The organism is Pseudomonas sp. LG1E9 (genome assembly GCF_003290225.1).
GTDB lineage: Bacteria > Pseudomonadota > Gammaproteobacteria > Pseudomonadales > Pseudomonadaceae > Aquipseudomonas > Aquipseudomonas cyclaminis.
In genome coordinates this window covers 4,294,835-4,314,443 of sequence record NZ_CP029983.1, presented here as the reverse complement: position 1 = coordinate 4,314,443, position 19,609 = coordinate 4,294,835, and the positions used below count along the sequence as shown (strand labels likewise).

Genomic DNA, 19,609 nt, shown 5'->3' with positions numbered 1-19,609 from the left:
GCTTAGCGGTCCACGTCGGCCATAACGAAATCGATACTACCCAGGTACGCAATCAAGTCCGCGACCATCTCGCCTTTGATCACCGAAGGGATCTGCTGCAAGTGCGGGAAGCTTGGCGTACGAATCCGGGTGCGGTAGCTCATGGTGCCGCCATCGCTCGTCAGGTAATAACTGTTGATACCCTTGGTCGCTTCGATCATCTGGAAGGATTCGTTGGCCGGCATCACCGGGCCCCACGAAACCTGCAGAAAGTGCGTGATCAGGGTTTCGATGTGTTGCAGCGTGCGCTCTTTCGGCGGCGGCGTGGTCAGCGGGTGATCCGCCTTGTACGGGCCGGCTGGCATGTTGCGCATGCACTGCTCGATGATCTTCAGGCTCTGGCGCATTTCTTCGACGCGCACGATGCAACGGTCGTAGGCATCGCCATTGGCTGCCAGCGGGACTTCGAACTCGAAGTTCTCGTAGCCCGAGTACGGGCGGGCTTTACGCAGGTCGAAATCGCAGCCGGTCGAGCGCAGGCCCGCACCGGTGACGCCCCATTCCAGGGCCTCTTTGGTGTTGTAGGCGGCGACGCCGATGGTACGGCCCTTGAGGATGCTGTTGTCGAGCGCGGCTTTCTGGTATTCGTCCAGACGCTTGGGCATCCAGTCGATGAACTCCTTGACCAGGCGCTCCCAGCCGTTCGGCAGGTCATGCGCAACACCGCCGATGCGGTACCAGGCCGGGTGCAGGCGGAAACCGGTGATGGCTTCGATGACCTTGTAGGCGCGCTGACGGTCGGTGAAGGTGAAGAACACCGGGGTCATGGCGCCGACGTCCTGGATATAGGTACCCAGGAACAGCAGGTGGCTGGTGATCCGGAAGAACTCGGCCATCATGATGCGGATGGTGTCGACGCGGTCTGGCACTTTGATGCCGGCGAGCTTCTCGACCGAGAGCACGTACGGCAGGTTGTTCATCACGCCGCCGAGGTAGTCGATACGGTCGGTGTACGGGATGAAACTGTGCCACGACTGGCGCTCGGCCATCTTCTCGGCACCACGGTGGTGGTAGCCGATGTCCGGTACACAGTCGACGATCTCTTCGCCGTCCAGTTGCAGGATGATACGGAAGGCACCGTGAGCCGAAGGGTGGTTCGGGCCCAGGTTGAGGAACATGTAGTCCTCGTTGGTGCCGGAGCGCTTCATGCCCCAGTCTTCCGGACGGAAGCGCGCCGCTTCTTCTTCAAGCTGTTGCTTGGCGAGGTTGAGGCTGAACGGGTCGAATTCGGTGGCGCGGGCAGGGAAGTCCTTGCGCAGCGGGTGACCTTCCCAGGTCGGCGGCATCATGATGCGCGTCAGGTGCGGGTGACCCGGGAAGTCGATACCGAACATGTCCCAGACTTCACGCTCGTACCAGCTGGCGTTCGGCCAGATGCCGGTCACGGTCGGGACGCTCAGGTCGCTCTCGGAGAGGGCAACCTTGATCATCACGTCGCTGTTACGTTCCAGCGACATCAGGTGGTAGAACACGGTGAAATCGGCACCGCTCGGCAGCCCTTGACGCTTGGTGCGCAGACGCTCGTCCACGCCATGCAGGTCATAGAGCATGACGTACGGCTTGGGCAGGTTGCGCAGGAAGGTCAGGACCTCGACGAGCTTGGCGCGCGCCACCCACAGCACCGGCATACCGGTGCGTGTGGCCTGGGCGGTGAAGGCGTCAGGGCCAAAACGGTTATTGAGTTCGACGACCACATCCTGGTCGTCTGCCTTATAAGGCGGGATATACAGAGCACTGCCTGTAGTCATGGTTTTTTATCGCTTTCGGTCAACGTAAAGAATGAGGCCAGGTTTTCGTTCTATAAAAGAAGCGGGCTGGGTCAGACTTCGTCGGGGCTGCGCAGGTTGGTGACTGCGATTCGCTGTTCGCGGCGCTGTTCCTTTTGCGAAGGCATCTCGGCGCGGTATACGCCTTGATCGCCGACGACCCAGGAAAGCGGGCGACGCTCCTTGCCAATCGATTCCTGCAACAGCATCAAGCCTTGCAGGAATGCTTCAGGGCGAGGCGGGCAGCCAGGCACGTAGACGTCCACGGGCAGGAACTTGTCCACCCCCTGAACCACGGAGTAGATGTCGTACATGCCACCGGAGTTGGCGCACGAACCCATGGAGATAACCCACTTAGGTTCGAGCATTTGCTCGTAGAGACGCTGAATGATCGGCGCCATCTTGATGAAGCAGGTTCCGGCAATAACCATGAAATCCGCCTGGCGCGGTGATGCCCGGATAACTTCGGCGCCAAAGCGTGCGATGTCGTGGGGCGCCGTGAAGGCGGTGGTCATTTCCACGTAGCAGCACGAAAGGCCGAAGTTGTACGGCCACAGGGAATTTTTACGTCCCCAGTTGACCGCGCCACTCAGCACGTCTTCCAGCTTGCCCATGTAGATGTTTTTGTGGACTTGGTCTTCTAACGGATCGGAGACGGTTTCCCGTTCGCCGATGGGGTATTGATCGTTAGGAGCATCCGGGTCGATCCTGGTGAGATTGTATTGCATCGCCAAAGCCTCATTGTTTCAGCTTCGCTTGCCGCTTACGACGAGCTTCCGGAGCCCAATCAAGGGCGCCCACTCGAAATAGGTAGACAAGGCCTGCCAACAGAATTGCTATGAAAACGAGAGCTTCGACGAATCCGGTCCAGCCGCTTTCGCGGACGGACACAGACCAGGCAAAGAGAAAAAGGGCTTCGATATCGAAGATCACGAACAGCATCGCGACCAGATAGAATTTGGCTGAGAGCCGCAGGCGGGCGCCACCTGTAGGTAGCATGCCCGACTCGAACGGTTCGTTTTTGCTGCGGCCCCAGGCTTTTGACCCGAGGAGGCTGGAGACGCCGAGCATGAAGGCGCAAAGGCCTACAACACCGAGGAGGAAAATGGCAAAGCCCCAGTTGTGGGCTATGAGTCCTGTCGCTTCGGTCATGCTGGAAATCCTTAACAGAGAGCAAAGGTCTCTGAGCTCGAAAAAGTAATGATGCAGTGACGATATGTCGCAGCGCAGTCAATCGCGGTGATTTTATGGCTAAACACCGGGCAAGTAAAATTCCTATGGCGAAATTATTCGATGGAATAAGGACATAGTGCACCTTTGTGGGGCTGTAGCCCTTGCGGGGCGGGCATTAGCGGGCATTTGTACAATTAAGTTTTGTTTGTTGGGCAACGAAGTTTTTATCGTCCAAATGATAATGAATATTGTTTGCGTGAGGTTTAAGCGAATGTTTCTCGTGTGGCGGGGGAAGTTGGTGTTACTTGCTTGATTGCTGCTTAGTTGTGGGTGTGCATCTTTTAACCGCTTTTGCGGATTTGCATACCGCTCTGGATCAATGTTTTGCGCAAAATCTTCAGGCAGACCACATTGCCCCCTCCCACATTTTGAGTTTTGTCGTGTCAGACGGTTTTTCCGTAGGCAAAAAAAAGCCCCGAACCAGTCGGGGCGTGATTGCTGTGCGGCACTGCGGTTAGGTCTTCCTTGGGGCCGCCGTGGCCGTGTACGCGGTGCTTAGTGGAACTGCTCTTCTTCGGTCGAGCCGGTCAGCGCGGTCACGGACGAGGTGCCGCCCTGGATCACGGTGGTCATGTCGTCGAAGTAGCCGGTGCCGACTTCCTGCTGGTGCGCCACAAAGGTATAGCCCTTGGAGGCGTCAGCAAATTCCTGCTCCTGCAGTTTCACGTAGGCGGTCATGTCGTTGCGGGCGTAGTCGTGCGCCAGGTTGAACATGCTGTGCCACATGTTGTGAATGCCAGCCAGGGTGATGAACTGGTGCTTGTAGCCCATGGCGGACAGTTCGCGCTGGAACTTGGCGATGGTCGCGTCGTCCAGGTTCTTCTTCCAGTTGAAGGAAGGCGAGCAGTTGTAGGACAGCAGTTGGTCCGGGTATTCCTTTTTGATCGCTTCGGCAAAGCGACGGGCTTCGTCCAGGTCCGGCTTGGCGGTTTCGCACCAGATCAGGTCGGCATACGGCGCATAGGCCAGGCCGCGGGCGATGGCTTGGTCGAGGCCGGCGCGTACTTTATAGAAGCCTTCCTGGGTGCGCTCGCCGGTCACGAACGGCTGGTCGTACGGGTCGCAGTCCGAGGTCAGCAAGTCAGCGGCGTTGGCGTCGGTACGGGCCAGGATGATGGTCGGCGTGCCGGCAACGTCAGCGGCCAAACGGGCAGCGGTCAGCTTCTGTACGGCTTCCTGGGTCGGAACCAGTACCTTGCCGCCCATGTGGCCACATTTCTTCACAGAGGCCAGTTGGTCTTCGAAGTGAACACCAGCGGCGCCGGCTTCGATCATGCTCTTCATCAGCTCGTAAGCGTTCAGTACGCCGCCGAAACCGGCTTCGGCGTCAGCCACGATTGGCGCGAAGTAGTCGATGTAGCCTTCGTCGCCCGGACCTTTGCCGGCTTTCCACTGGATCTGGTCGGCACGACGGAACGAGTTGTTGATGCGCTTGACCACGGTCGGTACGGAGTCAACTGGATACAGCGATTGGTCGGGGTACATGGATTCAGCGGAGTTGTTGTCCGCTGCCACTTGCCAGCCGGACAGGTAGATCGCCTGGATACCGGCTTTTACCTGTTGGACTGCCTGGCCGCCAGTAAGGGCGCCCATGCAGTTGACGAAATCTTTGTCGGGACGGAAGGAAGGCTTGGCACCTTGGGTGACCAGGTTCCACAGCTTCTCGGCGCCGAGTTTTGCAAAGGTGTGCTCAGGTTGAACCGAGCCACGCAGGCGGACGACGTCAGCAGCGGAATAAGCGCGGGTCACGCCTTTCCAGCGTGGGTTTTCAGCCCAATCTTTTTCAAGGGCTGCAATTTGCTGTTCGCGTGTCAGTGCCATGGGGAAAAACCTCGTCGCATAGGTCTAGGTGGAAAGATCCATTTGCCAGCCGCGCAATCGTTGCGGGGTATGGCTGCTCGCTGACCAGAAGCATAGGCGGTCAAGTCAGGTCTGACGGGGCAGGCGACGGGATGAACGATGATCGAGAGGGGGCAGGTAAAGGCTGGCCGAGAACAGTCTTCGGGCGTCGTGGGCCCTTGGGCATTCTGCAGCGTGTTGCCGGGTTACCTGGTTAGCTTCCGTCCCTCGGGACAACTTCGTTCCAGTCGCAACCTCGTCAAACACGCCTTGTGGGCGGTACAGACACGAATCGGCTCAGGTGGGTAACTTGGAGCGACGATCCGAAGGCCCTTGCCAGGGCCCCTGATTAGCGGGAGCGAGGCCATCATGCCCATGCTTTTTTGGATCGTCAAATGTTTTGTAGTGCTTTTTTCAGAGCACTACATCTTTAGTCTTATACGACTCATCAGTCAGTTTTTGGTGCTTCAGTTCAGGGTGTCGACCTTGACCCGCAAAGTCAGGTCATCGCGGCCCTGAGTAGAGTAGCTGCGGGTTGTAGAGGAATTGTCTGCCTGGGTCTGGCGGTTGATGCCCGCCAGGGGAATCCACTCACCCAGCCGGCCACTGATGGTTGTGTCGGTGCTTTGCACGTTCACTACATCGGGACGTTCCTGGCTCATCCGGTCACGGTTGGTACTGATTGCCAGGTGAACGGTCTCGCCGGTGACGCTGGCGGTCACATAGAAGCCCTGGGTCACGTTGCGGTACTGGGTCTGGTTTTGCGGGCGGCCATAAGCATCAGGTTGTGTGGTGGTCAGTGGCACGCTTTGGCCAACCTGAATCAGAGCGGGCACGCCTTCGCTGGCCTGGATCTGCTGGATGCCACCGTCACGGCTGGCGGTGCCATAGCTGATGATGCGGGTCTGGTTGCTAGCGGTGTTTTGCTGGTTGCTTTCGTTGGTGTCCACAGTAATCAGCAGGCGTTTGGCAGGCGTGTCGAGCTGGGCGAGCAGGGCGCGCAGAGCTTCGATCTTGCCGGGGGCGGCGTTAACAATAAGCTGGTTGCCGTAGGCGCTGACAGTGCCGTCCTTGCCGATAAAGTTCTGCGCCACCGGCAGCAGGTCGGCGCTGGTGCGGTTGCTCAGGTTGACGACTTCGGTGTCGGCCATGGCTGAGACGCTGGCGGTCAGGAGGAGGGCGGTGAGCAGGGTGCGTAGGGACATGTCCGTTATCTCTGCGAGGCGTTTAGGCTTGGATAGTGCCAGTTTGTCGGCCTGGCGGGGCGCAAGTTGAATCGTAGACGGCAAAATGCCCTGGCATGGCAGGGCATCTTGGGGTGTTGCTGAGATGGTCATCGGGGGCAAGCCCCCTCCCACACTTGACCGCATTCCAGGGGATGTACTCGGTCAAAATGTGGGAGGGGGCTTGCCCCCGATGGCAGCGACGCGGTCTTGAGTCAGCCCCCGCGAACCATATCGACATGCGGAATCCCGACTTCGAGGAATTCATCACTGACGATCTTGAAGCCAAGCCGCTCATAGAACGGCGCTGCGTACACCTGGGCACTCAGGAATTGCTTGGTCTGCCGGCGTTCCTCGGCCACGCCGATCACCGCTTCCATCAGCTTGTCGCCGACCTTCAGCCCGCGCCAATCCTTGAGCACCGACACACGCCCAATTTCGCCACTGGGCAGCAGGCGAGCGGTGCCAATGGGAAAGTCGCCTTCAAACGCCAGGAAATGCACCGCATCAGCGTCGTCCGCGTCCCACTCCAGCTCGGGCGGAACCGATTGTTCAGCGATAAATACCGCTTCACGAATGCGCCGAATCTCAGCGATATCCTTATGCCAGTCCGCGACACTTACGTGAATCTTATTCATCGGCAAATCCCAGGCTGCCCTGCTTGACCAGTTCGCACAGCAGGTCGCGACCGTCTTCGTCGGCGAGCCACTCGCCCAGGTTTTCGCTGTGCAGCGCATCGGCGGAGCACACCAGTTTCAGCAGCTCGCGCAGTTTGCCGGGCAGGTAACGGCTCTGGCCGCTGGCGAATAGCAGCACGTCATCGTCCACTTCGGACCACGCCATGCGTGCGCTTGGGTTGCGTACCAGGATGGCGCCGTCTTGCAGGGTGCTGATGAAGTCGTCTTCACCCAGCTCTTCGCCGGCAACCAGTTCCGGGTAGCGCGGTTCGGTCATGAACTGGCCGAACCAGGTCAGCAGCATGCGCTCGTCACTCATGTGCTCGGCCAGCAGGCTCTTGAGGCGGTCGAGGGCGTCGCTCTGGATCTGATGCGGGTCGCTGACCGGCTGGGCGTCTGCGTCGGTGTAGCGCTCTTCGTCGGTCAGGTACTGGGCGAGGAAGTCGGTGAAGTGGGTCAGCACTTCAGCGGCGCTCGGAGCACGGAAGCCGACCGAGTAGGTCATGCAGTCATCTTCGGCGATGCCGAAGTGCGCCAGGCGAGGCGGCAAGTAGAGCATGTCGCCCGGTTCCAGCACCCATTCGGCGGTTTCTTCGAATTCAGCGAGGATACGCAGGTCGGCGTGTTGCAGCAGCGGGCTTTCGGAGCTGCACATCTGGCCGATCTTCCAGTTGCGCTTGCCCTGGGCTTGCAGCAGGAACACGTCGTAGTTGTCGAAGTGCGGACCAACGCTGCCGCCCGGTGCGGCGAAGCTGATCATCACATCGTCGATGCGCCAGCTCGGCAGGAAGCGGAACTGCTCCAGCAGCTCGGCCACTTCAGGCACGAACTGGTCGACCGCCTGCACCAGCAGGGTCCACTCGCGCTCAGGCAGGCTGGCGAAGGCGTCTTCGGCGAACGGGCCGCGACGCAGTTCCCATGGGCGCTCGCCGTGTTCGATCACCAGGCGCGATTCGACTTCTTCTTCCAGGGCCAGGCCGGCGAGTTCGTCGGCGTCGATCGGGCTTTCGAAATCAGGGATGGCCTGGCGGATCAACAGCGGTTTTTTCTGCCAGTAATCGCGCAGGAATTCCCGTGCCGTGATGCCGCCCAGAAGTTGAAGAGGGATGTCAGGATTCATGTGTAACCTATTGAAAAAAAGCACTTTTAAGACAGGAATAAAAACGCCCGGCGCGGCCGGGCGTCTCAAGGGTCTTGCGATGATCAGATGCGCTTGGCTTGCTCTACAGCGTTGCCGATGTAGTTGGCCGGGGTGAGCAGTTTCAGCTCGGCCTTGGCGGCGGCTGGCATGTCCAGGCCGTCGATGAAAGTTTGCAGTGCGTCGGAGGTGATGCCCTTGCCGCGGGTCAACTCTTTCAGCTTCTCGTACGGGTTTTCGATGTTGTAACGACGCATCACGGTCTGGATCGGCTCGGCCAGGACTTCCCAGCAGGCGTCCAGGTCAGCGGCGATTTTCTGCGCGTTGAGCTCCAGCTTGCTGATGCCTTTGAGGCTGGCTTCGTATGCGATCACGCTGTGAGCAAAGCCCACGCCAAGGTTGCGCAGTACGGTGGAGTCGGTCAGGTCGCGCTGCCAGCGGGAGATCGGCAACTTGCTGGCCAGGTGCTGGAACAGGGCGTTGGCGATGCCGAGGTTGCCTTCGGAGTTTTCGAAGTCGATCGGGTTGACCTTGTGCGGCATGGTCGACGAACCGATTTCACCGGCGATGGTGCGCTGCTTGAAGTAGCCCAGGGAAATGTAGCCCCAGATATCGCGATCGAAGTCGATCAGGATGGTGTTGAAGCGCGCAATCGCGTCGAACAGCTCGGCGATGTAGTCGTGCGGTTCGATCTGCGTGGTGTACGGGTTGAAGCCCAGGCCCAGCTCGTCTTCGATGAAGGCGCGGGCGTTGGCTTCCCAGTCGATCTCAGGGTAGGCCGACAGGTGGGCGTTGTAGTTGCCCACGGCGCCGTTGATCTTGCCCAGCAGCGGTACGGCGGCGACCTGAGCGATCTGGCGCTCCAGGCGATACACCACGTTGGCCAGTTCTTTGCCCAAGGTGGTCGGCGATGCCGGTTGACCGTGGGTGCGCGACAGCATCGGCACGTCGGCGAAACGGATGGCCAGTTCGCGGATGGCTTCGGCAGTCTGGCGCATCAGCGGCAGCATCACGTCATCGCGGCCTTCGCGCAGCATCAGAGCGTGGGACAGGTTGTTGATGTCCTCGCTGGTGCAGGCAAAGTGGATGAACTCGCTGACCTGGGCCAGTTCCGGCAGCTTCGCCGCCTGCTCTTTGAGCAGGTATTCGATGGCTTTTACGTCGTGGTTGGTGGTGCGCTCGATCTCTTTCACACGCTCGGCGTGCTCCAGGGAGAAGTTTTCCGCCAGGGTGTTCAGTACAGCGTTGGCCTCGGCGGAAAACGCCGGCACTTCGCTGATGGCGGGGTGAGCGGCCAGGCGCTGGAGCCAGCGCACTTCAACCAGTACACGAGCACGGATCAGGCCGTATTCGCTGAAAATAGGGCGCAGGGCCTGGGTTTTGCCGGCGTAGCGGCCGTCAACAGGGGAAACCGCAGTGAGCGAAGAGAGCTGCATGGGGTGTTCTCGGACAGTCGGGCAACGAAATGGGGCGCGTATCATACATGAAAAAATCCGCCGGTCCGTCGCCAACTGACCGGCGTATTACGCGTAACGGCTTGAAAATAGCCTGTTGCTGCGACTTATTCGTTGCGCATCAACGGGTAAAGCTCTTTGAGCAATTTGCGTCGGCTGATCACCAGCTGCCAGCGATGACCGCCCAACTGGCGCCACAACCGCGCCGAACGAATACCGGCCAGGAGCAGGGCGCGGATTTTCGAGGCGTTGTTCGGTTGCTGCAGGTTGCGCATGTCGCCATGGACCTGGATCCGCTGGCGCAAGGTGCTCAAGGTGTCCTGGTACAAAGCGCCGCAGGCGGCGATCACGTTTTCGTGGGCTGGGCCGAAGTGTTCTACCTGGGACTGGATCTGTGGCAGGCGCTTGCCGATGATTTCCAGCATGTCGTCGCGCTTGGCCAGTTGACGCTCCAGGCCGAGCATCGACAGGGCGTAGCGCAGCGGTTCGCGCTGCAAGGTGCTCGGGTCGCGCTCCAAGGCGCCGATCAGCGCGCGGTAACCTTCGCGCAGCGCCAGGTCGTCGCCGCCGTAGACTTCCAGGGTGTCCTTGGGGTCGCGGATCAGCAGGCTGCCGAGCATGCAGGTCAGGCCGGCTTCGGTGACCTGGCCGGTCTTGGCGATCTTGTCCACCAGCACGGCGGAGAGAAATACCCCGCCGAGTGCCGTCAATTGCTCCTGGGTCGGGCTCATGCCGGCTTGCTCCAGGCTTGCGCGACTTCAATCACGCCACCGCCCAGGCAGACTTCGCCGTCATAGAACACCACGGACTGGCCAGGGGTGACCGCACGTTGCGGGTCATCAAAGGTCGCACGGTAACCGGTAGTGGTTTTTTCCAGGGTGCACGGTTGGTCGCTCTGGCGGTAACGCACTTTGGCGGTCAGGCGGCGCGGCGTGCTCAGGTCGATCGGGTTGACCCAATAGATATCAGAAGCCAGCAGCGCGCCAGAGAACAGCAGAGGGTGTTCGTTGCCCTGGCCGACGATCAGCACGTTGTTTTCCAGGTCCTTGACCAGCACGTACCACGGCTCTTCACCGGCGTCTTTCAAACCGCCGATGCCCAGGCCCTGGCGTTGGCCGATGGTGTGGTACATCAGGCCGTGGTGGCGACCGATCACTTCGCCTTCGGTGGTTTTGATTTCGCCTGGTTGTGCCGGCAGGTATTGCTTGAGGAAGTCGCTGAAACGGCGCTCGCCGATAAAGCAGATCCCGGTGGAATCTTTCTTCTTGGCGGTTGCCAGTCCGTGTTTTTCGGCGATCTTGCGCACTTCGGGCTTTTCCAGCTCGCCGACCGGGAACAGGGTCTTGGCGATCTGTTCGCCGCCGACAGCGTGCAGGAAGTAGCTCTGGTCCTTGTTCGGGTCCAGGCCCTTGAGCAGTTCGGTGCGCCCATCGATATCGCGACGACGCACGTAGTGGCCGGTTGCAATGAGGTCTGCGCCGAGGATCATGGCGTAATCAAGGAACGCCTTGAACTTGATTTCGCGGTTGCACAGGATGTCCGGGTTCGGCGTGCGCCCAGCCTTGTATTCGGCCAGGAAGTGCTCGAACACGTTGTCCCAGTACTCGGCGGCGAAGTTGGCGGTGTGCAGCTTGATACCGATCTTGTCGCACACGGCCTGGGCGTCCGCCAGGTCGTCCATGGCGGTGCAATACTCCGTTCCATCGTCTTCTTCCCAGTTCTTCATGAACAGGCCTTCCACCTCATAACCCTGCTCCATGAGCAGAACGGCGGAAACGGAAGAATCCACGCCGCCGGACATGCCGACGATGACGCGCTTCTTTTGTGTGTCAGAAGGGGCTGGATCACGCATAGGGTTTCAACGGGTGTCTTGAAAAAGGACGCGATTCTAGCAGGCCTCGGCCCGCAAGGCTAAAGAGAAGGGCGGATCAATTCCAGGCTGTGGCGCTGACCGGCCAGATAATCATCGATACAACGGATGATCAGCTCGCTGCGCCAGTCCTCGCGCACGGCCATCAGCTCCTCTCGTGTCAGCCAGCGGGCGCGGAGGATGCCTTCGTCGAGTTGATAGTCCGAGTGGTGTTTCAGGGCTTTGGCGATAAAGCAGACTCTTTGATAGGTCACGCCATTGCTGGGGGCGGTGTACAGGTAGATGCCGACGATGCCCGTGGCTTCCACGTCCCAGCCGGTTTCTTCGAGGGTTTCGCGCACGGCGGCCTCGGTCAGGGTCTCGTCCGGATCGAGGTGCCCGGCGGGCTGGTTGAGCACCGCGCGGCCGCCCTTGAGTTCTTCGACCATCAGGAAGCGGCCGTTGTCTTCGACGATGGTGGCGACGGTGATGTGGGGGTGCCAGGTCATATGTGGGTCTCGAATGCAGGTCGTTGTTCAGGTAGCCTGCATGATACGCCCGACATTCCTGTGTTGCTCAGAACGAAGCGCTGGCTTGCGCTTGTGGTGAAAATTTCAGTATCACCTCGCTGTTCGGGTCGGGCTGCCATTCCTTTACATCATACGGGGAATTTTCGTTGCGAATGATGCACTTCCATTCCACCTTCTCATCGAGTTGGACGCCCGAAAACCGGACTTGCCCGGTCCATTTCGGATAGTCAGTGGGCGTAGTGGCGAGCAACACAGCCTTTTCCGTTTTCCATTCCCCGATATCCCGGTGTGAACCGACTACATAGACGCTATAACCAGGCTTCGTGTTGCCGTTCAGGCATGTAAAGCTCGCGCTGAGGAAATACGTGATCTGAACGTTTTGGCCGGCGTTCGCGAAGGGTAGCAACGTAAGGACGAAGGCGCCCAGCGGCAATAGGCAGTAGGTGCGGAACATTTGAAGTCCTCCCATGTTTGGCTCAGTAGCCACGGGAGAATAATGGTGTTCAGAGGGAGGGAGAGTCACCTGTTAGAGTTGACAGTTCATTAGATTCTTTCGCAATTGCTCCATTTGCGTGAAGGCTCGAAAACACAAACCCCGGCACATGGCCGGGGTTTGTGATGTCACCTTACAACCTTACTTCAACTTGGCAATCGCCGCATTGAGGGTGTTGCTTGGGCGCATGGCCTTGCTGGTCAGCTCTGGGTTCGGCGCGTAGTAGCCGCCGATGTCCACTGGCTTGCCCTGTACGGCGTTGAGCTCGGCAACGATGGTTGCTTCGTTGTCAGCCAGGGTTTTTGCCAGTTCGCCGAACTGCGCTTGCAGTGCAGTGTCTTCGGTCTGGGCGGCCAGGGCTTGAGCCCAGTACAGCGCCAGGTAGAAGTGGCTGCCGCGGTTGTCGATGTTGCCGACTTTGCGCGATGGCGACTTGTTGTTGTCGAGGAACTGGCCGGTGGCCTGGTCCAGGGTCTTGGACAGTACCAGGGCTTTCGGGTTGTTGTAGGTGACACCCAAATGCTCAAGGGATGCGGCCAGGGCCAGGAACTCGCCCAGGGAATCCCAGCGCAGGAAGTTCTCTTCAACTAGTTGCTGCACGTGCTTTGGCGCCGAACCGCCGGCGCCGGTTTCGAACAGGCCACCGCCGTTCATCAGCGGCACGATCGACAGCATCTTGGCGCTGGTGCCCAGTTCCATGATCGGGAACAGGTCGGTCAGGTAGTCGCGCAGTACGTTACCGGTTACCGAGATGGTGTCCAGGCCCTTGCGGGTACGCTCCAGGGTGAACTTCATCGCGTCGACCGGCGCCATGATGCGGATGTCCAGGCCTTCGGTGTTGTGGTCTTTCAGGTAAGCCTGAACTTTCTCGACCACGACGCCGTCATGCGCACGCTTGGGGTCCAGCCAGAAAATGGCCGGGGTATCGCTGGCGCGGGCACGGTTGACGGCCAGCTTGACCCAGTCCTGGATCGGCGCGTCTTTGGTCTGGCACATGCGGAAGATGTCGCCGGCTTCGACGGTCTGTTCCATCAGCAGGTTGCCCTTGCTGTCGGTGATGCGGACTACGCCATCAGCCTTGATCTGGAAGGTCTTGTCGTGGGAGCCGTACTCTTCGGCTTTCTTGGCCATCAGGCCAACGTTTGGCACGCTGCCCATGGTGGTCGGATCGAAAGCGCCATTGGCCTTGCAGTCTTCGATGACGGCTTGGTAGATGGTGGCGTAGCAGCGATCCGGGATCACAGCCTTGGTGTCGTGCAGCTGGCCGTCGGTGCCCCACATCTTGCCGGAGTCACGGATCATGGCCGGCATCGAGGCGTCGACGATGACGTCGCTTGGCACGTGCAGGTTGGTAATGCCTTTGTCGGAGTTGACCATCGCCAGGGAGGGGCGAGCGGCATAGACCGCCTGGATATCAGCTTCGATCTGTGCCTGCTGGTCAGCCGGCAGGGCCTTGATGCGGGCGTACAGGTCGCCGATGCCGTTGTTCAGGTTGAAGCCGATCTGCTCCAGCACGGTGGCGTGCTTGGCCAGGGCATCTTTATAGAACTCGGCAACGATCTGGCCGAACATGATCGGGTCGGAGACCTTCATCATGGTGGCTTTGAGGTGAACCGACAGCAGTACGCCTTGTTTTTTGGCGTCTTCGATTTCGGCGGCGATGAACGTGCGCAATGCGTTCTTGCTCAGCACGGCGCTGTCGAGGATCTCGCCAGTCTGTGCGGTGGTCTTTTCTTTCAGGACGGTGGTGGTGCCGTCCTTGCCGACCAGCTCAATTTTGACAGCATCAGCGGCTTCGATCTGTACGGCTTTTTCGCTGCCGTAGAAGTCGCCGTTGCTCATGTGGGCGATGTGCGATTTCGAGTCCGCAGCCCAGGCGCCCATTTTGTGCGGGTGCTTGCGTGCATAGTTCTTGACCGACAGCGGTGCGCGGCGGTCGGAGTTGCCTTCGCGCAGTACCGGGTTCACGGCGCTGCCCTTGACCTTGTCGTAACGTGCACGGGTTTCTTTTTCCGCGTCGGTGGTTACGGTTTCCGGGTAGTCCGGCAGGGCGTAGCCCTGGGCCTGCAGTTCCTTGATCGCCGCTTGCAGCTGCGGGGTCGAGGCGCTGATGTTGGGCAGCTTGATGATGTTGGCTTCAGGGGTCACGGCCAGGTCGCCCAGTTCGGCGAGGTGGTCCGGTACGGCCTTGGTGCCCAGTTGCTCGGGGAAGCTTGCCAGGATGCGCGCGGCGAGGGAGATGTCGCGGGTTTCCACGGCAATATCAGCGGAAGCGGTGAAGGCCTCTACGATAGGCAGCAGTGAATAGGTGGCGAGGGCAGGGGCTTCGTCGGTGAAGGTGTAGATGATCTTCGAGCGGGTGGGCATATTCGGATTAACTCTCTTCTTTGCTGAAAGCGTGCGCAGAAACTCGAGATGCGCCGGGTGGAGCGCGTTCGTTCAAAGTCATCCATGAGCGAAATGTCGAGGTTTCTTCGCGGTGATGTTGGGTTGCATCAGTCGAGCGTCAAGCGGGTGGACTATTGTAATAGTCCGGCTTTGTAGCTGAAGGCACCTATTCTAGAGCGGTCAGCCGTCGTGACTCTTGGGTCAGCGGCGGCATTATACATAGGTCGCTATGCTTACGCCGAGCCTTCATACAAAAGGTGAGTCGTCCATTGGTCTAAAGGTCGCAGGTACCGGGGTGCGCCTAAAGTCGCACGATGTGCTCAAGATTGGCGCTTTTCCCTTTGCTTTCAGGCTTGTAGGCGACAATTTATGCTGTTTTCGATGCAAATGAGCATGGCGCGAGGTTTCAGTCGCCATTTATCTGGAGTAGGCTCGAACGCAGCCAGATGTTCAATCCATAGATGGAGTTCAGCATGGGATACAAGAAGATTCAGGTTCCGGCAGTCGGCGACAAAATCACCGTCAATGCAGACCATTCTCTCAATGTTCCTGACCAACCGATCATCCCTTACATCGAAGGTGACGGTATTGGCGTCGACATCAGCCCGGTGATGATCAAGGTGGTCGACGCAGCTGTTGAAAAGGCCTACGGCGGCAAGCGCAAGATCTCGTGGATGGAGGTGTACGCCGGCGAAAAGGCGACTCAAGTCTACGACCAGGACACCTGGCTGCCCCAGGAAACCCTGGATGCGGTCAAGGATTATGTGGTGTCCATCAAGGGGCCGCTGACCACGCCGGTCGGGGGTGGCATCCGTTCGCTGAACGTGGCCCTGCGTCAGCAACTCGACCTTTATGTCTGCCTGCGCCCGGTGCGCTGGTTCGAAGGTGTGCCGAGCCCGGTCAAGAAGCCTGGCGACGTGGACATGACGATCTTCCGCGAAAACTCCGAAGACATTTACGCTGGCATCGAGTGGAAAGCCGGTTCGCCGGAAGCCATCAAGGTGATCAAGTTCCTCAAGGAGGAAATGGGTGTCACCAAGATCCGTTTCGACCAGGATTGCGGGATCGGCGTCAAGCCGGTGTCCAAGGAAGGCACCAAGCGCCTGGCACGCAAGGCCTTGCAGTATGTAGTGGATAACGACCGCGAATCGCTGACCATCGTGCACAAAGGCAACATCATGAAGTTCACCGAAGGGGCCTTCAAGGAGTGGGCCTACGAAGTGGCGGCCGAAGAGTTCGGTGCGACGCTGCTCGACGGTGGGCCTTGGATGCAATTCAAGAACCCGAAGACCGGCAGGAATGTGGTGGTCAAGGACGCCATTGCCGACGCCATGCTGCAACAGATCCTGCTGCGTCCCGCCGAGTACGACGTGATCGCCACTCTTAACCTGAACGGTGACTACCTGTCCGACGCCCTGGCGGCGGAAGTGGGCGGTATCGGCATTGCGCCGGGGGCTAACCTGTCTGACACCGTTGCCATGTTCGAGGCGACCCATGGTACGGCGCCCAAGTATGCAGGCAAGGATCAGGTCAACCCTGGCTCGTTGATTCTGTCGGCAGAAATGATGCTGCGCCATATGGGTTGGACCGAGGCGGCTGACCTGATCATCAAGGGCACCAACGGCGCGATTGCGGCCAAGACCGTGACCTATGACTTCGAACGTTTGATGGAGGGGGCGAAGCTGGTTTCGTCGTCGGGCTTTGGTGATGCATTGATTTCGCATATGTAAAAGCAGGTGAATAAAAACGGCCACCCCAGCGTGATTGGGGTGGCCGTTTTTTATCGCAAGCTGCACATTTTGTTGGCGGATATCAGGCCAGTTGTTTCTTCTCGTGAGCATGCGCTGGTGCGGTTTTTTCCGGTGTTACAGTTATATTGACAGCATGCAACCCTTTCGGTCCTTGAATGATTTCAAAGGTTACCGGTTGGCCCGCCTTCAGCGTTTTGTACCCGTCCATGCTGATCGCTGAAAAATGAGCAAAAAGGTCCTCGGTTTTCCCTTCCTCATTCACAAAGCCATATCCTTTGGCATTGTTGAACCACTTGACCTTGCCACTGATCTTGACGCCAGACATACCCATTTCCCTCTGCACCAGACTCCATCACTGGAGTATCATCCAGTTTATCCGTCCTAACCCGAATAAATTAAGGTTGACTGCGCGGACCTTTTTTACCCACTGTGGGTTCTATTGGTTGTAACACCGATTTGCCGATAGTCAAGGCGACCAGTCGGTCAGAGTTGAAATTCTGACAGCTCGCCCCCACCACTGTATTTGAACCACTGACGAACCTTTCTTTCCATGCATGCAATCAGCCAGATTCGACTAACATTCAATCAGGATCGACCGGATCACGAACACGATGACGACGGTTCTGCAGGCATTGCTGTTCAGGAGGCCAAGCCTGCTTTACAGGCGCCGCCGATGTACAAGGTGGTTTTGTTCAATGATGACTACACACCGATGGATTTCGTGGTCGAAGTACTCGAGGTGTTTTTTAACCTGAACCGCGAGTTGGCGACCAAGGTAATGCTGGCCGTTCACACAGAAGGACGGGCAGTATGTGGAGTGTTTACCCGTGACATCGCCGAGACAAAGGCCATGCAGGTCAACCAGTACGCCAGGGAAAGCCAGCATCCGCTACTCTGTGAAATCGAGAAGGACGGTTAACGCCGACCACTTGGGTATGAGGTGAAGCTATGTTAAACCGCGAGCTCGAAGTCACCCTCAATCTTGCCTTCAAGGAGGCTCGTTCGAAGCGTCATGAATTCATGACTGTCGAACACCTTTTGCTGGCACTTTTGGATAACGAAGCTGCCGCCACCGTTTTGCGTGCGTGCGGCGCCAACCTCGACAAACTCAAGCATGACCTGCAGGAGTTTATCGACTCCACCACGCCACTGATCCCCGTGCATGACGAGGACCGCGAAACCCAGCCAACCCTGGGCTTCCAGCGGGTATTGCAGCGTGCTGTTTTCCACGTACAGAGCTCCGGTAAGCGTGAAGTCACAGGCGCCAATGTGCTTGTGGCGATCTTCAGCGAACAGGAAAGCCAGGCAGTGTTCCTGCTCAAGCAGCAGAGCGTTGCCCGTATTGATGTCGTCAACTACATCGCCCACGGTATCTCCAAGGTGCCTGGGCACGGCGATCATTCCGAGGGTGAGCAGGATATGCAGGACGACGAGGGCGGTGAGTCTTCTTCTTCAAGCAACCCGCTGGATGCCTATGCCAGCAACCTCAACGAGTTGGCGCGCCAGGGGCGGATCGATCCGCTGGTGGGGCGTGAGCTTGAGGTCGAGCGTGTAGCGCAGATCCTCGCGCGTCGTCGCAAGAACAACCCGCTGCTGGTAGGCGAGGCGGGCGTGGGCAAGACCGCGATTGCCGAAGGCCTGGCCAAGCGCATCGTGGACAACCAGGTGCCGGACCTGTTGGCCAACAGTGTCGTCTACTCCCTTGATCTGGGCGCGTTGCTCGCCGGGACCAAGTACCGTGGCGATTTCGAGAAGCGCTTCAAGGCGCTGCTCGGCGAGCTGAAAAAACGCCCGCAGGCGATCCTGTTCATCGACGAGATCCACACCATCATTGGTGCGGGTGCGGCTTCCGGTGGGGTGATGGATGCGTCCAACCTGCTCAAGCCGTTACTGTCGTCGGGTGACATCCGCTGCATCGGTTCCACCACTTTCCAGGAATTTCGTGGCATCTTCGAGAAGGACCGCGCCCTTGCCCGTCGCTTCCAGAAGGTCGACGTCTCCGAGCCGTCGGTTGAAGACACCATCAGCATCCTGCGCGGGCTCAAGGGGCGTTTTGAAGCGCACCATGGTATCGAGTACACCGATGAGGCGCTGCGCGCAGCTGCGGAGCTGGCATCACGCTACATCAATGATCGGCACATGCCGGACAAAGCCATCGACGTGATCGACGAGGCGGGGGCCTATCAGCGCCTGCAACCGGTCGAGAAACGTGTGAAGCGCATCGACGTGCCTCAGGTCGAGGACATCGTGGCGAAGATTGCGCGGATTCCGCCAAAACACGTCAACAGCTCCGACAAGGAGCTGCTGCGTAATCTGGAGCGCGACCTCAAGCTCACGGTGTTCGGCCAGGATGCAGCCATCGACGCGCTGTCCACCGCGATCAAGCTGTCGCGTGCGGGCCTCAAGTCGCCGGACAAGCCAGTCGGCTCGTTCCTGTTTGCCGGGCCTACCGGTGTCGGCAAGACCGAAGCGGCGCGGCAGTTGGCCAAGGCCATGGGTATCGAGCTGGTGCGGTTCGACATGTCCGAGTACATGGAGCGTCACACCGTGTCGCGCCTGATCGGCGCGCCTCCGGGCTATGTTGGCTTCGATCAGGGCGGTCTGTTGACCGAAGCAATCACCAAGCAGCCACATTGCGTATTGCTGCTCGATGAAATCGAGAAGGCCCACCCGGAAGTCTTCAACCTGCTGTTGCAGGTGATGGATCACGGGACCCTGACTGACAACAACGGACGCAAGGCGGACTTCCGCAACGTGATCGTGATCATGACCACCAACGCCGGTGCTGAAACGGCCGCGCGGGCTTCGATCGGCTTCACGCATCAGGATCACTCTTCTGACGCGATGGAAGTGATCAAGAAAAGCTTCACGCCGGAGTTCCGCAACCGCCTGGACACCATTATCCAGTTTGGTCGCCTTAGTCATGAGGTTATCAAGAGTGTGGTGGACAAGTTCCTCACCGAGCTACAGGCGCAGTTGGAAGACAAGCGCGTGCAGCTGGATGTCACGGAAGCGGCGCGCAGTTGGATCGCCGAGGGTGGCTACGACGCAGCAATGGGCGCTCGCCCAATGGCGCGTCTGATCCAGGACAAGATCAAGCGGCCGCTCGCTGAAGAGATCCTGTTTGGCGAACTCTCGGACCATGGTGGCGTGGTGCATATTGACCTGAAGGACGGCGAGCTGACCTTCGAGTTCGAAACCACGGCAGAAATGGCCTGATCGATAACCG

The 19,609-nt window shown here is 59.0% G+C and carries 17 protein-coding genes; 3 read left to right on the top strand and 14 right to left on the bottom strand.

Going from position 1 to position 19,609, the window contains the following annotated elements:
• Positions 1 to 2: 2 nt before the first annotated feature.
• The 13 genes from nuoC to DNK50_RS19560 all read right to left on the bottom strand — a co-directional run bounded on the left by nuoC (position 3) and on the right by DNK50_RS19560 (position 14,608).
• Positions 3 to 1,787 carry an NADH-quinone oxidoreductase subunit C/D gene (nuoC, locus tag DNK50_RS19620; RefSeq protein WP_099587016.1) on the bottom strand — a complete coding sequence of 595 codons (1,785 nt, stop codon included), beginning with the start codon at positions 1,785 to 1,787 and terminating at the stop codon, positions 3 to 5.
• A 71-nt stretch (positions 1,788 to 1,858) separates the two neighbouring features.
• Entirely contained in the window at positions 1,859 to 2,533 is a 675-nt protein-coding gene (locus DNK50_RS19615; RefSeq protein WP_012724951.1) for an NADH-quinone oxidoreductase subunit B family protein, read from the bottom strand.
• A gap of 10 nt (positions 2,534 to 2,543) precedes the next feature.
• Positions 2,544 to 2,957: an NADH-quinone oxidoreductase subunit A gene (locus DNK50_RS19610; protein WP_015372409.1), complete on the bottom strand. Its 414-nt coding sequence runs from the start codon at positions 2,955 to 2,957 to the stop codon at positions 2,544 to 2,546.
• A gap of 576 nt (positions 2,958 to 3,533) precedes the next feature.
• Complete coding sequence (gene aceA, locus DNK50_RS19605) at positions 3,534 to 4,859, bottom strand: isocitrate lyase (protein WP_010458877.1); 1,326 nt, start codon at positions 4,857 to 4,859, stop codon at positions 3,534 to 3,536.
• Between the two features lie 485 nt (positions 4,860 to 5,344).
• Positions 5,345 to 6,082, bottom strand: coding sequence for a secretin N-terminal domain-containing protein (locus DNK50_RS19600; RefSeq protein WP_112195904.1), 738 nt, complete (start codon positions 6,080 to 6,082; stop codon positions 5,345 to 5,347).
• A gap of 233 nt (positions 6,083 to 6,315) precedes the next feature.
• The gene (locus tag DNK50_RS19595; RefSeq protein WP_112195902.1) at positions 6,316 to 6,738 is read right to left on the bottom strand and encodes a GNAT family N-acetyltransferase; all 423 of its coding nucleotides are present in this window, start codon (positions 6,736 to 6,738) and stop codon (positions 6,316 to 6,318) included.
• A complete protein-coding gene (locus DNK50_RS19590) occupies positions 6,731 to 7,897 on the bottom strand; it encodes a cupin domain-containing protein (protein ID WP_112195900.1) in 1,167 nt (388 codons plus the stop codon). Before DNK50_RS19590 ends, DNK50_RS19595 begins: the two co-directional genes overlap by 8 nt.
• 83 nt (positions 7,898 to 7,980) lie before the next feature.
• The gene (gene purB / locus DNK50_RS19585; protein WP_099587012.1) at positions 7,981 to 9,351 is read right to left on the bottom strand and encodes an adenylosuccinate lyase; all 1,371 of its coding nucleotides are present in this window, start codon (positions 9,349 to 9,351) and stop codon (positions 7,981 to 7,983) included.
• Between the two features lie 125 nt (positions 9,352 to 9,476).
• Entirely contained in the window at positions 9,477 to 10,100 is a 624-nt protein-coding gene (gene hflD / locus DNK50_RS19580) for a high frequency lysogenization protein HflD (protein ID WP_099587011.1), read from the bottom strand.
• Positions 10,097 to 11,221, bottom strand: coding sequence for a tRNA 2-thiouridine(34) synthase MnmA (gene mnmA, locus DNK50_RS19575; protein ID WP_112195898.1), 1,125 nt, complete (start codon positions 11,219 to 11,221; stop codon positions 10,097 to 10,099). Before mnmA ends, hflD begins: the two co-directional genes overlap by 4 nt.
• A 59-nt stretch (positions 11,222 to 11,280) precedes the next feature.
• The gene (locus DNK50_RS19570; RefSeq protein ID WP_112195896.1) at positions 11,281 to 11,727 is read right to left on the bottom strand and encodes an NUDIX hydrolase; all 447 of its coding nucleotides are present in this window, start codon (positions 11,725 to 11,727) and stop codon (positions 11,281 to 11,283) included.
• Positions 11,728 to 11,794: 67 nt separating this feature from the next.
• Complete coding sequence (locus DNK50_RS19565; protein WP_112196969.1) at positions 11,795 to 12,202, bottom strand: carbohydrate-binding module family 20 domain-containing protein; 408 nt, start codon at positions 12,200 to 12,202, stop codon at positions 11,795 to 11,797.
• A 180-nt stretch (positions 12,203 to 12,382) separates the two neighbouring features.
• On the bottom strand, positions 12,383 to 14,608 hold the full coding sequence (locus tag DNK50_RS19560; RefSeq protein ID WP_112195894.1) for an NADP-dependent isocitrate dehydrogenase: 2,226 nt from the start codon (positions 14,606 to 14,608) through the stop codon (positions 12,383 to 12,385).
• A 494-nt stretch (positions 14,609 to 15,102) separates the two neighbouring features.
• Here DNK50_RS19560 and icd point away from each other — a divergent pair, with 494 nt between their 5' ends.
• On the top strand, positions 15,103 to 16,359 hold the full coding sequence (gene icd, locus DNK50_RS19555; protein WP_099587006.1) for an NADP-dependent isocitrate dehydrogenase: 1,257 nt from the start codon (positions 15,103 to 15,105) through the stop codon (positions 16,357 to 16,359).
• Between the two features lie 82 nt (positions 16,360 to 16,441).
• On the opposite strand, the gene cspD is transcribed toward icd, so the two are convergent.
• Positions 16,442 to 16,705 carry a cold shock domain-containing protein CspD gene (gene cspD / locus DNK50_RS19550; RefSeq protein WP_099587039.1) on the bottom strand — a complete coding sequence of 88 codons (264 nt, stop codon included), beginning with the start codon at positions 16,703 to 16,705 and terminating at the stop codon, positions 16,442 to 16,444.
• 225 nt (positions 16,706 to 16,930) lie between these two features.
• On the opposite strand from cspD, the gene clpS reads away from it, so the two are divergent.
• Both clpS and clpA read left to right on the top strand, forming a co-directional pair.
• A complete protein-coding gene (gene clpS, locus DNK50_RS19545; protein ID WP_010567912.1) occupies positions 16,931 to 17,299 on the top strand; it encodes an ATP-dependent Clp protease adapter ClpS in 369 nt (122 codons plus the stop codon).
• A gap of 29 nt (positions 17,300 to 17,328) precedes the next feature.
• Entirely contained in the window at positions 17,329 to 19,599 is a 2,271-nt protein-coding gene (gene clpA / locus DNK50_RS19540; RefSeq protein WP_078743290.1) for an ATP-dependent Clp protease ATP-binding subunit ClpA, read from the top strand.
• Positions 19,600 to 19,609: the final 10 nt, after the last annotated feature.

Excerpts from the sequence above, each read along its gene's own strand:
- nuoC (WP_099587016.1), bottom strand. The coding sequence starts at position 1,787 with ATGACTACAGGCAGTGCTCTGTATATCCCGCCTTATAAGGCAGACGAC.
- DNK50_RS19595 (WP_112195902.1), bottom strand. The coding sequence starts at position 6,738 with ATGAATAAGATTCACGTAAGTGTCGCGGACTGGCATAAGGATATCGCT.
- DNK50_RS19590 (WP_112195900.1), bottom strand. The coding sequence starts at position 7,897 with ATGAATCCTGACATCCCTCTTCAACTTCTGGGCGGCATCACGGCACGG.
- DNK50_RS19560 (WP_112195894.1), bottom strand. The coding sequence starts at position 14,608 with ATGCCCACCCGCTCGAAGATCATCTACACCTTCACCGACGAAGCCCCT.
- hflD (WP_099587011.1), bottom strand. The coding sequence starts at position 10,100 with ATGAGCCCGACCCAGGAGCAATTGACGGCACTCGGCGGGGTATTTCTC.
- DNK50_RS19615 (WP_012724951.1), bottom strand. The coding sequence starts at position 2,533 with ATGCAATACAATCTCACCAGGATCGACCCGGATGCTCCTAACGATCAA.
- mnmA (WP_112195898.1), bottom strand. The coding sequence starts at position 11,221 with ATGCGTGATCCAGCCCCTTCTGACACACAAAAGAAGCGCGTCATCGTC.
- DNK50_RS19570 (WP_112195896.1), bottom strand. The coding sequence starts at position 11,727 with ATGACCTGGCACCCCCACATCACCGTCGCCACCATCGTCGAAGACAAC.
- DNK50_RS19600 (WP_112195904.1), bottom strand. The coding sequence starts at position 6,082 with ATGTCCCTACGCACCCTGCTCACCGCCCTCCTCCTGACCGCCAGCGTC.
- purB (WP_099587012.1), bottom strand. The coding sequence starts at position 9,351 with ATGCAGCTCTCTTCGCTCACTGCGGTTTCCCCTGTTGACGGCCGCTAC.
- clpS (WP_010567912.1), top strand. The coding sequence starts at position 16,931 with ATGCATGCAATCAGCCAGATTCGACTAACATTCAATCAGGATCGACCG.
- clpA (WP_078743290.1), top strand. The coding sequence starts at position 17,329 with ATGTTAAACCGCGAGCTCGAAGTCACCCTCAATCTTGCCTTCAAGGAG.
- aceA (WP_010458877.1), bottom strand. The coding sequence starts at position 4,859 with ATGGCACTGACACGCGAACAGCAAATTGCAGCCCTTGAAAAAGATTGG.
- DNK50_RS19565 (WP_112196969.1), bottom strand. The coding sequence starts at position 12,202 with ATGTTCCGCACCTACTGCCTATTGCCGCTGGGCGCCTTCGTCCTTACG.
- DNK50_RS19610 (WP_015372409.1), bottom strand. The coding sequence starts at position 2,957 with ATGACCGAAGCGACAGGACTCATAGCCCACAACTGGGGCTTTGCCATT.
- cspD (WP_099587039.1), bottom strand. The coding sequence starts at position 16,705 with ATGTCTGGCGTCAAGATCAGTGGCAAGGTCAAGTGGTTCAACAATGCC.
- icd (WP_099587006.1), top strand. The coding sequence starts at position 15,103 with ATGGGATACAAGAAGATTCAGGTTCCGGCAGTCGGCGACAAAATCACC.